Raw genomic sequence first — 12,677 nt, 5'->3', positions numbered from 1 at the left:
GAGGTATGAGCAGGTTTAGCGAGGTCGACGACCAGTACGACCCCGATGCCGTCGAGCAACGGGTGTTCGACTACTGGGACGACGTCGATGCCTACGAGCAAACTGTCGAGCATCGATCGGACGGTGAATCGTTCTTCTTCGTCGACGGCCCGCCGTACACGTCGGGTTCGGCACACATGGGGACCACCTGGAACAAGTCCCTCAAGGACGTCTACATCCGCTTCCACCGAATGCAGGGCTACGACGTCACTGACCGACCGGGCTACGACATGCACGGGCTCCCGATCGAGACTCGCGTCGAGGGCCAACTCGGCTTCGAGAACAAGAAGGACATCGAGGAGTACGGCGAGGAGAACTTCATCGAGGCCTGCAAGGAGTACGCAGACGAGCAACTCGAGGGCCTCCAGTCTGACTTCCAGGACTTCGGCGTCTGGATGGACTGGGAGAATCCCTACCGGACGGTCAGCCCCGAGTACATGGAGGCGGCCTGGTGGGGCTTCTCGAAGGCTGCAGAGCGCGGCTTAGTCGAGAAAGGCCATCGCTCAATCTCGCAGTGTCCGCGCTGTGAGACGGCAATCGCGAACAACGAGGTCGAGTACGAGGATGTCGAGGACCCCTCGATCTACGTGAAGTTCGATCTCGAAGATCGCGAGGGCTCGATCGTCATCTGGACGACGACGCCGTGGACCATCCCGGCGAACACCTTCGTCGCGGTCGACAAGGAGGGCGACTACGTCGGCGTCCGCGCGGAGAAAGAGGGCGAGGAGGAACTGCTGTACGTCGCCGAGGCCAAACACGAGAACGTGCTGAAGACCGGCCGATACGATGACTACGAGGTCGTCGAGGAGGTATCCGGCGAGGAGATGATCGGCTGGTCCTATGACCACCCGCTCGCCGAGGAAGTCCCAGACAACGTCGATGCCGACGGTTCCCACGAGGTCTACGCCGCCGATTACGTCGACACGCACGGCGACGGTACCGGCCTCGTCCACTCCGCACCGGGTCACGGTGAGGAGGACTTCGAGCGCGGAACGGAACTCGGCTTCCCGATCTTCTGTCCCGTCGACGGCGACGGTGTCTACACCGAGGAAGCCGGCAAGTACGAAGGCGAGTTCGTCAAGGACGCAGATCCAGAGATCACGGCCGATCTCGAGGACAACGGCGCGCTGCTCGCCTCCGAGACGGTCACCCACAGCTATGGTCACTGCTGGCGCTGTGATACGGGCATCATCCAGATCGTCACCGACCAGTGGTTCATCACGATCACGGACGTGAAAGACGAGCTCCTCGAGAACATCGAGGACAGCCAGTGGCACCCCGACTGGGCGCGGGACAACCGCTTCCGCGACTTCGTCGAGGAGGCTCCCGACTGGAACGTCTCCCGACAGCGCTACTGGGGTATTCCGCTGCCCGTCTGGACGCCAGAGGATCGGGACGACGATGAGGACATGATCGTCATCGGCGACCGCGAGGAACTCGTCGAGCGCGTCGATCAGGACATCGAGTACGACAGCGTCGACCTGCACAAGGACACCGTCGACGACCTCACCATCACCGAGGACGGCACGACCTACACCCGCGTTCCCGACGTGTTCGACGTCTGGCTCGACTCCTCGGTTGCCTCCTGGGGTACCCTGAACTACCCCTCGGACGACAGCCAGTTCGACGAACTCTGGCCCGCCGACTTCATCCTCGAGGCCCACGACCAGACACGCGGCTGGTTCTGGTCACAGCTCGGCATGGGAACCGCCGCACTCGGCGAGATTCCATACGAAGAGGTCCTTATGCACGGCCACGCGCTCATGCCCGACGGCCGCGCAATGTCCAAGTCCAAGGACATCCTGATCGACCCCCACGAGGCCATCGACCGCCACGGCCGGGACGTGATGCGCGCGTTCTTGCTGTCGAACAACCCGCAGGGCGACGACATGCGCTTCTCCTGGGACGGCATGCAGACCATGGAGAACCACCTGCGGACCCTCTGGAACGTCTTCCGCTTCCCGCTGCCGTACATGCGGCTCGATGATTTCGATCCGCAGGCGACGACCGTCGAAGACGTTGCGGAGGATCTCGAACTCATCGACGAATGGGTGCTCGCCCGCCTGCAGTCCACCAAGGACGAGATGACTGCACACTTCGAAGAGCGCCGTCAGGACAAAGCGCTCAACGCGCTCATCGACTTCGTCGTCGAGGACGTCTCTCGATTCTACGTGCAGGCCGTCCGCGAGCGTATGTGGGAAGAGGAGGACAGCGCCTCCAAGGAAGCCGCCTACGCGACCATCTACCGCGTGCTCCGCGAAACCGTCGCGCTGCTCGCTCCCTACGCGCCGTTCATCAGCGAGGAAATCTACGGCACGCTCACCGGCGACGCCGAACACGACACCGTCCACATGTGCGACTGGCCCGAAGTCGACGAAGCGTTCGTCGACGAGCAACTCGAGGAGGACGTCGCACTCCTGCGCGCCATCGAGGAAGCCGGTGCGAACGCTCGCCAGCAGGCCGGCCGCAAACTGCGCTGGCCCGTCCCGCGCGTCGTCGTCGCAGCCGACGACCAGCGCGTCGTCGAAGCCGTCGAGCGCCACACCCCACTGCTCGAGGATCGCCTCAACGCCCGCGAGATCGAACTCGTCTCGCCCGACGACCGCTGGGGTGAACTCAACTACAGCGCCGAAGCAGACATGAGCGAACTCGGACCGACGTTCGGCGACCGCGCCGGCCAGGTCATGAACGCGCTCAACGAGGCCCGGATCGACGACCCGACACTCGAGTCGATCGCAGCGGCCGTGGAGGACGTACTCGAGTCCGGTGAGGAAATCACCGAGGAGATGGTTTCGTTCGTCACCCAGACGCCGGAGGGTGTCGCCGGTACGGCCTTCGGGCTGAACGGCGACGACCGCGGGGTTGCGTACGTCGACGCCTCGCTCACTGATGATATCGAGAGCGAGGGCTACGCTCGCGAGGTTATCCGCCGGGTGCAGGAGATGCGCAAGGACCTCGACTTAGATGTCGAGGAGCGCATCGCGCTGGAACTCACGATCGAAGACGACCGCGTTGCCTCGCTGGTCGACGAGCGCGCGGACCTGATCCGCGAGGAGGTTCGTGCGGACGAGTTCGGTGGCGACGTTGTCGACGATGGCCACCGCAAGGAGTGGGAGGTTGAAGGCGTGGCGATGGAGATTGCGATCGAGTCGTTGGCAACGCCGGAAGCGTCTGAATAAGCGCCGCTTCGCTTCGCGAAGCGGTATTTTTGGCCTCTTGCTGAGCGAAGCGAAGCAAGGTCAGCGAGAGCTTTGCTCTCGCCAGACAGATTTTTGCGCGAGTGGTTGCGAACGTAGAGAGCGACCCGAGCGGAAAAAGGTGGATGCCGAGATCGCGATCGAGTCGCTGGCGGCCGCTGAGGCATCCGAGTAATCACCGCCGAGTGGTTCGAGGCGGTACTTTTGGTCTCTTATCTTCGCGTCTGCACCGTACTCGAGAAGTGAGTCGAGCTGAGCGTAAAGCCGCGGGGGTGGTTACGTGCGGTCCGCCATCAGTTGCGGTCAGTTCTCGTCGTCTTCTGAATCAGGGCGCTCGTCGTCGCTGTCGTGAGTGTCACTTTCGTTGTCGGCGTCGTCATCGTCGGTCTCATTGTCATCGTCAGTGGCGGTACCGTCGCTGCCGTCCTCCTCATCGTCTGTTTGCTCGTCGGGTTCGTCATCGGCGTCCTCGGCCGCGTCACCGGGTTCGATCTCCTCGACGCTAACATCGTTTCCGTTCACGCCGCTCTTCGATATCACGGGCGTCAGATTGTACCCGTTGTCGGGGCCGCGTTTGACTACGTTGATGTCGAACACGAATTCGACGGGTTCGTCGGCTCGAATCTCGAACGAACTGGTGATCTGGAGCTTTTCGCTGGGAACTGTCACATCGACCTCCTCGCCGTCGACGATACCGTTGGTCTCTTCGACGAACAGTTCGATTTTTTCGTAGCTCCCGGCTGATAGCTCACCATCGAAGACACCGATTGCTTTGTCGCCAACGACCTCCGTCAGATCGACGGTTGCACCGTCGAGGTCGAGAATGTAGAAGCCTTCTCGGCGTTCACTTCCGTCGATGTCGGTATCTGTGTCGGTGTCGGTGTCCGTACCGGCGTCACTCTCACCGCCAGTACTCCCATCATCGCCGCCCTCCGTCTCGTCGTCATTACCGTCGCCAGCGGCTGTTTCACCGTCGTTCTCTCCATCCCTGTCTCCATCCGGTTCCGTTCCGTCCGTATCCGTTTCTTCCTCGCTCGCACCGTCTTCTGTGTCTTCTTCCCCGTCAGCATCGCTCTCTTCTTCGGCTCCACCGTCGAAGATACGTGCCTTGTTGAAAGAAACGTCCAACCGCTCGAAATCACCGATATCGGCTGGCATGTCGCTAATGAGGAGCCGGAATGATCCCGTCTCGGAAGTCGAACTATCCGTCGTTCCGGTCGCCTCCTCCCCTTCCTCTCGCTCCGCTTCGCCGTCGGACATGCAGCCAGCGAGCAGGGTCGTTCCAGCTCCGCCGGCGGCGGCGATAACCGTCCGCCGTCCGACGGCATCTGTCTGCCGGTCAGTTGTACTCGAGTCGTCTCGCGTCGGCTGCCTGGAAGTCATTACTGCGACCATGGTACGAACCGGATGTAAGCAGAGGTGACCGTTCGTCGTTTCAGAACGGTTTACAATCGTTTTTCTCGGACTGTCTTCGTGTTTAGACTGCCATTTTATTCGATAGCTGATGGGTCTGGCCTGCTAGGTACCTGTTACAGTTCTGCTGCGATCGACGGCGCAACCGAGACGGCGCTCTGCTGGCGTTCGATCGTGTCCGTGCCGTAGATCGCTTCGACGCCGGCCTGCGAGAGCTTCGTGACCGCGTTGCTCGCGAGTAGCGGGTGGACGCACGTGACGAAGACGCGGCCGACGCCACGCTCTTGCAGGACCCCGACGGCTTCGCTCATCGTCGATCCCGTCGCGATAATGTCGTCCGCGACGACGACGTCGCGGCCTGTGACATCCACGTCACTCGGCGTGATCTCGACCTCCGTGCCGGAGTGGCGCACCTTCTCGAAGTAGTCCGTCTCGCCTGAACCGTCACCGTAGGCGTCTCGAACCGTCTCGGCGAGGTCGATCGCACCCGCGTCGGGCGAGAGGAAGACCGGATCCGTGAGGTCGTCGGGCAGCGGCTCCGCGAGGCGGTCAGCCGCGTCGATGGCCGTCGCCGTCGGTTCGAAGAACTCACAGACTGCTTCCTCGTGTGGGGTGACGGTGAGGACGCGATCGGTGGTACTCGAGATGGCCCGCGCGACAGCGCGAGCCGAAATCGGGTGGCCGGCGTCGAAGGCCTTGTCCTGGCGGGCGTAGCCCATGTAGGGGAGGACGGTGACGACCTCCGAGACGCCGGCTTCGCGGGCGGCGTCCTGGAGCTGGAGCAGTTCGAGGTGGGCGTCGCTCGAGATGGTGGAGGCGACGATGATGGCGCGGTCGGTTTTGGTGTTGGTGTTGATGTCCTCGCCGCCTTTGCCGGAGTCGCCGCCGCTGTCGGCCAGGTCGGGGACGGCAGCGAGCAGTTCCCCATCCGGAAACCGGTCGTACTCGGCTCTGGCGAGTGGTTCCTCGAGTTCGCGTGCGAGCGCGGCGGCGAGCGCCTGTGAGGCGGCTCCGCTGATGATCATACTCGACACCACAGGATGGGGCGTAAACCAGTTTTCGTTCCTGTCCGTGACGGGCCGCTCTCGGACGCGTCTCGGGAGCTACTCGTCGCCCTCGTCAAAATCGGCGTCGCCGTCGCCACACGGCCCGCTGTTCGTATCGGCGTGGGTCGTCAGCTCACCGTTGCGGTTGATCGTCACCAGCAGGTTGAGACAGTCCGGTTCGTTCCAGGACATGGCGGTATCCTGGACCGGGTCGCCGTCGTCGAGTCGCAGAATCACGCGGAACTCGCCCGCGTCGTCGTCCCAGTCGCGGTCGAGGGTTGCGCCGTCGCCGGCACTCAACTCGTGGGTCGACCAGTGTTCGATTTCGCCGTCGAACTCGAGTATGACGTTGACCGTGTGGTCGTTTCCGCTCAGGTTTTCGACGGCGATGTCGCCGAGGACGGTGCTGCCGGGGTCGTCTGTGTTGGTCCCGTCCCCGTTCCCGTCTCCGTTCCCGTTCTCATCGCTCGGCCCGGTGTCGTCCTCGTCTTCCGTTCCGTCCGTCTCGTCGTCACCGTTCGGGTCGTCTTCGTTCGCGCTGCTAGAACAGCCGGCGATCGCTCCTGTCAGTGCGGTGCCGCCGAGTGCCAGGAGCCGGCGGCGCGGAAGGTCGCTCATGTGCTGGACCCAGACAGTCACGGATAGTCAAGCTTCCGCTAGATCTGCCGATCGGTTTTGGCTACCGTTGTTGTCCTGTCTCCGGACCAACTCGTCTTAGTCAGGGCGGACGGCGAGCCCCGTCACACCGGTGACGCCGACCGACCGCTGTCGCCACCCATCCGGTGCGGTAGCCTCACCTGGTTCGGTCGTCGAGACGAGGACGGTGCCGCTTTCGGTGACGGCATAGACTGATTCGAGAGCTGTCGCTGCCTCCTGTGCCGGCGCCGTTCGCGGGCCGTAGCCGACGTCGACGATGGGGTCGCTGACTTGTTCGATCGTCACTCGCTCCCAGTTGCCGTTCGAAAACGCGTACACGTCTGTTTCTGCCGGCTCCGCGGTCGTCGTCTCTGCAGCCGTTTCTGCCGTACTCGCCGCTGTGACTCCCGCAGTAACAGCATGTGCACGCGACAGCCGCCCCGGTTCAGCCTGTGGATCTGCTGTCACCGTCTCGAAGGTCCCTTCGAGAACTTTCATCCAGCCGTTCCCAAGCCTGTAGAGCCCGTCCGCCGTCGCCGCGAGCGGCACCGCTGCCGCCGACACGTCGACGACATCCGTCAGGCCGGCGTGCTCGAGTACCCGCGCTCCGTCTGTCTCGCGAAACCGGTAGACGCCGGCGTCGGTCGCGAGCAGGTCGCCGTCGATCGCGCGGACCGAAGTGGGGGTGCGGCGCTCGTCTCGCCCGCCGCTGTTGCTCGGACCGAACTCGAGTTCCTGCCAGTCGCTGTCTCGGCAGGCGTCTTGTCCGTCGTCGCCGCGCTCGTACTTCAGGAAGCGGACGGTACCATCGGGATCAGCGGCGAGGATCGTCGATCCCGTGACGCCGATCGCGGTTGCGGGTCCGAAGCCGGTGTCTGTCAGGGTAAATTCGCTACCTGCGTTGTCGCCGACCGACCCGTGGGCGTTGTCTTCCACGCGAACGTCCTCGTCAGTTGCAACGACGACGCGGCCGGCCTGAGTCGACGCGATATCTCGCGTGTCACAGCGCGCACAGAGGCTGAACTCGCCGACAGTATCGCCGGCGATGCGGACGCGGACGACACCGATCGAACTCGCGACGTAGGCCTGGACCGCGCCGCCACGGTCGCCGAAGACGCGTTTTTCCTCGATAGAGTCCATACGTCTGGATTGGATGGCTGGGCCGAAAGCGTTCCGCTGGTGTCGTGTGCTGTTGCTCGCTCACACTGCGTCGTTGCTCCGGAATCCCTTTGGGTGGTCCCGTCAGACTAGCGACCGATGGAAGTCTTCGGATCGAGCGGGACACGTGGCGTCGCCAACGAGGAGTTGACGCCGGCGTTCGTCCTGCGGGTTGCCAAAGCGGCGGGCACGGCCTGGCAGGTGGACCGGGTCGCAATCGCTCGCGACACCCGCTACACGGGACGGATGCTGGCCGATGCGGCAGCGAGCGGACTGACGAGTACAGGTACCGACGTCGATCGATTGGGGATCATCTCGACGCCGGGCGCGCAGGGGTATGCCGAGCGTGAGGGCATCCCCGTCATCGTCGTCACCGCCTCACACAATCCGCCCCAGTACAACGGCATCAAACTCGTCGGCAGCGACGGCGTCGAACTCGCCGTCACCGACCTCGAAGCCATCGAGGAGACGCTGCTCGCGGGCGAGTTCGCTGTCGCCCCGTGGGATGAAACCGGTCGCGTCCGCGAGATCGACGGTGTTCGCGACGCATACATCGACGAGTTGCTCGCCGCATCGGACCGCGAGACGATCGCCGACGCCGACCTGACCGTCGCTCTCGACCCCGGTCACGGCGCCGGCACGCTCACTAGCCCCGAGTTCTTCCGCGAACTCGGCTGTCGCGTCCTCACGGTCAACAGCCAGCCCGACGGCAAGTTCCCTGGCCGTGACCCCGAACCAGTCCCCGACAACCTCGGGGATCTGGGCCGTCTCGTCCGGACGACCGACGCCGACATCGGTATCGCCCACGACGGCGACGCCGACCGCGCCATCTTCTTCGACGAACACGGCGAGTTCGTCTCCGGCGACGCAGCACTGGCCGCCCTCGCTGCAGCGGAACTCGAGTCCGGTGAGACCACGGTGTCTGCAGTCAACGTCTCTCAACGACTCGTCGACGTGGTGACCAACGTGGGGGCCGACCTCGAACTCACGCCGATCGGGTCGACGAACATCATCACGCGAATCGAGGAACTCGAGGCCACCGGCGAGCACGTTCCGATCGCTGGCGAGGGCAACGGCGGTATCTTCTTCCCGGATTACCGGCTCTCCCGAGACGGGGCCTACACGGCAGCCCGGTTCCTCGAGTTGGTTGCTGAACAGCCGGTAAGTGAAATCGTTGGGCCGTACGACGGCTATGCGAATATTCGGCGTAATATCAAGTACGAGTCGACCGCTGAACGCGATGCGATGCTCGATGCGGCGGCGAACCATGCCCATGCAGCGGATGCGGAGCTGAACACGCGAGACGGCTACCGTCTCGATCACGGCGATGCCTGGGTGCTTGCTCGCCCGTCGGGAACGGAGCCACTGGTTCGGGTCTACGCCGAAGCCCGCGACGCGGATCGAGCGACCCAACTGGTCGACGAGATGTACGAGACACTCGCCGAGGCGAAGGTCGACTCCTAATTGCGTCTCGACGCCCTGTCCGCTTTGAGCTGGTTGGTCGATAAGACGGCACCGTGAAATTGCGCGTGGCGGTCCGTCCAGTAGCGAGTAGTGGATCTTCTCTCGACTGGTGGGTTGGTGTCCCACGGACAGACGCAAAAACGGAACCGGAACCGGAAACGAAGCCGGAACGGCAAACCGCGAGAGTGTTTAAATGACGCGGTTCTGCAGGTAGTCGAGGTGCTTTGCGTTGTAGACGATCTTGACCTCCTCAGTCTCGGCGGAACCGATGCAGGTCAGGCGGACGTTCTTCTCTTCGACCTCTTCGTCCGAGAGGATCTGCTGCATGTCCATCTGGATTTCGCCTTCCGTGACGATGGCTGCGCAGTTTGCACAGGCGCCGGCGCGGCACGAGAAGGGCCAGTCGTAGCCCTGTGCCTCGGCGGCTTCCAGGATGTATTCGCCCTCGTTGACCTCGAGGGTGCCGTAGTCTTCGTCGCCGAAGTCGGCGTCTGCAGCTTTCTCGAAGAGGTCATCGTCATCCATTTCCCAACCCTGGTCGTCCAGCACTTCGTAGTTGAGGTATTCTACCGTGGGCATCAACCGGCGTTTCGAGTCCCGTACTGGTATACCTTGCTGTTCCGTTCTCAATGGTCTTTTACGCAAAACCGGTTTTGCAGACCGTTCGTCCGTAAGAGGGATCGGTCTGGAGTCGTCTCGCGTACGTCGTTCGTACCCTCCGATTGCTACCCACGATCGATGAACGTTGGCCACGAAAGGGGATGGATGTGTGCTGCGTGCTGCGTGCTGAACGAGGAATGGACGTCCGGTCTGTGTTCGTGTGCAGCGTGTGTCGTGTGCGATCTGTGTTCGTGTGTGGCGTGTGTCGTATGCGCTGTCTGTCCGGGACCTGTACTGTCGATCCGACTGAGAGTCGCTATACCTCCTGGTTGTGGTGGTTGGTCAGTTACGACCACCGTTCTACTGATCGATATATTCGGTATCTTTATCACCTAGTCAACCACGATAAAAATCGTGGTTTACGAAACTGGTAATCGAACGGTCGACGACGCAGTCCGTCGCGTACTCGATGGGGTGCGCCTCGATCGAACCGACGGACTCGCCTTGCTCGCTCAGCCCGTGGAGGCGCTTGCGGCTGGTGCTGACCTCGTTCGTCGACACTGTTCCGACGGGACGGTCGACGCTTGCAGCATCGTCAACGCGAAGGCGGGCAACTGTGCCGAAGACTGTGGCTTCTGTGCCCAGTCGGCTCACTTCGACACTGGTATCGACACCTACAGCTTCCTCGATCCCGAAGAGATACTCGAAGCCGCAAACCGTGCCGAGGCCGACGGTGCACAGCGGTTTGGCATCGTCGTTGCCGAAAAGGGCGTCTCGAAGGCTGCCCGCCCCGACGAGTGGGCCGATGTTATCCGAGCCATTCGCCTCGTTCGCGACGAGACGTCCGTCGCCGTTGACGCTTCGCTCGGGATACTAACACGGGAGGAAGCAACCGATCTCGCGGCCGAGGGCGTCAATCACTACAACCACAACATCGAGACCTCCCGACGATACTTCCCCGAGATCATCGGGAGCCATACGTTCGAGGATCGACTTCACACACTCCACCGCGCCAAGGAGGCAGGGATGGACCTCTGTGCCGGCGTTATTCTCGGTATGGGCGAATCGCCGGCCGACCGAGTCGACGCGGCTATCGAACTCCAGGAGATCGGCATCTCCTCGCTCCCGGTCAACGTCCTCAATCCCATCGACGGGACGCCATTGGGCGAGCGCGACCAGCCGGCTATTTCGACGACCGAACTCATCAAGACCATCGCTGTCTACCGGTTTCTCCACCCCACAGCACGAGTTCGACTCACCGGTGGCCGCGAGGTCGCCCTCGAGAAAGCCGACCAACACCTCCCCTTCGAAGCAGGTGCCGACGGGATTCTAACAGGTGATTACCTCACCACAACTGGACAGACACCTGGTGACGACCTCGAGATCATCCAACGCGCCGGATTAGAGCCCAACCGTACGATAAACGACTTCGATCCAGCAGCGGTCACGGCCCGGCACGAAACCGCGGAGTCGGATCCGGAGCCAGCAGTGAGCACGACGCCAACAGATTCGGGCGAGTAACCAACAGACGATTGCGACACTGAGACACCCCACAAATTCCGCATGCACGATATTCGATTCGCCGTTCTTGGAACCGGTGGCATCGGCAGACGAACACTCGAGTACGCGACGGTAAAAGACGGACTGACACCCGTTGCTGCGTGTGATCGCCACGGCGTTGCGATCGATCACGAGGGGCTCGACGTGAGTGAACTGCTCGCGGCGACGGCGTCGCAGACCACGGATGACGGATCGAGTACTGCAGGCACTACGTCGGTCACCCACTCCCGCGAGGGAAGCGGTGTTGCGGCCTCGTCACAGGCTGAGCGGACGGAGACGCCGATCGACGATATCATCGCTGCGGCTGATCGTATCGATGCGGTGGTGATCGCGGTCCCGAACCTCGAACACGACTTCATCCCGCGTATCGCCGATCGATTTGCGGCGGCGGGGTACAAGGGAGTGCTCGTCGACGTGCTGAAACGCTCTCGCGTTATTGGCATGCTCGAGGACCGCCGCGACATGTTCGTCGACACTGGCATCACCTTCATTTGTGGCGCAGGCGCGACGCCCGGCCTGTTGACCGGTGCAGCCGCGCTCGCAGCCCAGTCGTTCGTCGACATCGAAGCAGTCGATATCTGGTGGGGTGTCGGTCTCAAGTCCGGCTACGAGGACAACCGCGGGACCGTCCGGGAAGATATCGCTCACCTCGACGGCTACGACCTCGAAACTGCCCGCCAACTGTCCGACGAGGAGATAGCGCGTGTGATCGACGATCACGACGGCCGCCTCGAGTTCACGGACATGGAACACGCCGACGACGTGCTCCTCGAACGGGCAGGGATCTGTGACGCCGAGGACGTGACGGTCGGCGGGATTCTCGACGTGCGATCGGACGAGAAGCCGACGACCACGACGGTGAGCGTGACCGGGACGACCTTCGACGGTGAACGGGGCACCAACACGTTCCAGCTCGACGACGCCACCAGCATGGAGGCAAACGTCAACGGTCCGGCACTCGGCTATCTGAAGGCTGGCGTTCGGCGGAACCGGAACGGCGAGTACGGCGTCTTCGGCCCGGCAGCGTTGCTGCCCGAATTCTAAGATGGCGCTGCAGAATTCTCGTGGGTTCGACCTCGAGGCACGCCTTCAGGAGCGAGAGCGGGCGGGTCTCCGTCGTGATCTCACACCGGTCGGGAGTGTCGCGTCTCGTGCTCGTGTCGCTGCTGACCCAAAGGGCGAGCCTGCCGATTTCGCGACGGCACAGGAACAGGTGCTCTTCTCCTCGAACGATTATCTCGGATTGGCCGGCAATCCGGCGGTCGTCGACGCTGCAGCCCGCGGTGCTCGCGATGTCGGAGCGGGTGCCGGCGCGTCACGACTCGTCGTGGGCGACACGCCAGCCCACCGGTCACTCGAGCGCACCCTCGCAGCGGAGAAGAACGCGGAGCGAGCGCTCGTGTTTTCGTCGGGCTACGCGGCGAACGTCGGAACGATCACCGCGCTGTCGCCGGACGTCATCTTCTCCGATGCGTACAACCATGCGAGCATTATCGACGGCGCACGCCTCTCGGGAGCGGCTATCGAAGTCTACAACCTGTCTCTTATACACATCTCTGATGGC

At 62.9% G+C, this 12,677-nt stretch carries 10 protein-coding genes; 5 read left to right on the top strand and 5 right to left on the bottom strand.

What is annotated here, in order from left to right; genetic code table 11:
• The first annotated feature begins 5 nt into the window (after positions 1–5).
• A complete protein-coding gene (gene ileS, locus C483_RS09945) occupies positions 6–3,218 on the top strand; it encodes an isoleucine--tRNA ligase (protein WP_006653227.1) in 3,213 nt (1,070 codons plus the stop codon).
• Positions 3,219–3,539: 321 nt separating this feature from the next.
• Here the strand turns inward: ileS and C483_RS09940 are convergent, their stop codons facing one another.
• The 4 genes from C483_RS09940 to C483_RS09925 form a co-directional block, all read right to left on the bottom strand.
• Positions 3,540–4,619, bottom strand: coding sequence for a DUF4382 domain-containing protein (locus C483_RS09940; RefSeq protein WP_006653226.1), 1,080 nt, complete (start codon positions 4,617–4,619; stop codon positions 3,540–3,542).
• Positions 4,620–4,765: 146 nt separating this feature from the next.
• The gene (gene prs / locus C483_RS09935) at positions 4,766–5,674 is read right to left on the bottom strand and encodes a ribose-phosphate diphosphokinase (protein ID WP_006653225.1); all 909 of its coding nucleotides are present in this window, start codon (positions 5,672–5,674) and stop codon (positions 4,766–4,768) included.
• Positions 5,675–5,752: 78 nt separating this feature from the next.
• A complete protein-coding gene (locus tag C483_RS09930; protein WP_006653224.1) occupies positions 5,753–6,313 on the bottom strand; it encodes a hypothetical protein in 561 nt (186 codons plus the stop codon).
• A 96-nt stretch (positions 6,314–6,409) separates the two neighbouring features.
• Positions 6,410–7,471: an HVO_0234 family beta-propeller protein gene (locus tag C483_RS09925; protein ID WP_006653223.1), complete on the bottom strand. Its 1,062-nt coding sequence runs from the start codon at positions 7,469–7,471 to the stop codon at positions 6,410–6,412.
• 117 nt (positions 7,472–7,588) lie between these two features.
• On the opposite strand from C483_RS09925, the gene glmM reads away from it, so the two are divergent.
• Complete coding sequence (gene glmM, locus C483_RS09920; RefSeq protein WP_006653222.1) at positions 7,589–8,953, top strand: phosphoglucosamine mutase; 1,365 nt, start codon at positions 7,589–7,591, stop codon at positions 8,951–8,953.
• Positions 8,954–9,142: 189 nt separating this feature from the next.
• On the opposite strand, the gene fer is transcribed toward glmM, so the two are convergent.
• A complete protein-coding gene (fer, locus tag C483_RS09915; protein ID WP_006653221.1) occupies positions 9,143–9,532 on the bottom strand; it encodes a ferredoxin Fer in 390 nt (129 codons plus the stop codon).
• Positions 9,533–9,967: 435 nt separating this feature from the next.
• Between fer and bioB the strand changes: the two genes are divergently transcribed.
• The 3 genes from bioB to C483_RS09900 all read left to right on the top strand — a co-directional run.
• Positions 9,968–11,074 (top strand): biotin synthase BioB, encoded by a 1,107-nt coding sequence (gene bioB, locus C483_RS09910; protein ID WP_006653220.1) that lies wholly within the window; start codon positions 9,968–9,970, stop codon positions 11,072–11,074.
• 42 nt (positions 11,075–11,116) lie between these two features.
• Positions 11,117–12,157: a hypothetical protein gene (locus C483_RS09905; protein WP_006653219.1), complete on the top strand. Its 1,041-nt coding sequence runs from the start codon at positions 11,117–11,119 to the stop codon at positions 12,155–12,157.
• A gap of 1 nt (position 12,158) precedes the next feature.
• Positions 12,159–12,677: aminotransferase class I/II-fold pyridoxal phosphate-dependent enzyme (locus C483_RS09900; RefSeq protein ID WP_006653218.1), on the top strand; the 519-nt coding region annotated here is incomplete at its 3' end.

It is taken from the genome of Natrialba hulunbeirensis JCM 10989 (assembly GCF_000337575.1).
GTDB lineage: Archaea > Halobacteriota > Halobacteria > Halobacteriales > Natrialbaceae > Natrialba > Natrialba hulunbeirensis.
Note: the sequence above shows the minus strand (reverse complement) of the source record. Positions and strands in the feature narration are given on the sequence as shown.

Excerpts from the sequence above, each read along its gene's own strand:
- fer (WP_006653221.1), bottom strand. The coding sequence starts at position 9,532 with ATGCCCACGGTAGAATACCTCAACTACGAAGTGCTGGACGACCAGGGT.
- C483_RS09930 (WP_006653224.1), bottom strand. The coding sequence starts at position 6,313 with ATGAGCGACCTTCCGCGCCGCCGGCTCCTGGCACTCGGCGGCACCGCA.
- glmM (WP_006653222.1), top strand. The coding sequence starts at position 7,589 with ATGGAAGTCTTCGGATCGAGCGGGACACGTGGCGTCGCCAACGAGGAG.
- C483_RS09940 (WP_006653226.1), bottom strand. The coding sequence starts at position 4,619 with ATGACTTCCAGGCAGCCGACGCGAGACGACTCGAGTACAACTGACCGG.
- C483_RS09905 (WP_006653219.1), top strand. The coding sequence starts at position 11,117 with ATGCACGATATTCGATTCGCCGTTCTTGGAACCGGTGGCATCGGCAGA.
- ileS (WP_006653227.1), top strand. The coding sequence starts at position 6 with ATGAGCAGGTTTAGCGAGGTCGACGACCAGTACGACCCCGATGCCGTC.
- C483_RS09925 (WP_006653223.1), bottom strand. The coding sequence starts at position 7,471 with ATGGACTCTATCGAGGAAAAACGCGTCTTCGGCGACCGTGGCGGCGCG.
- prs (WP_006653225.1), bottom strand. The coding sequence starts at position 5,674 with ATGATCATCAGCGGAGCCGCCTCACAGGCGCTCGCCGCCGCGCTCGCA.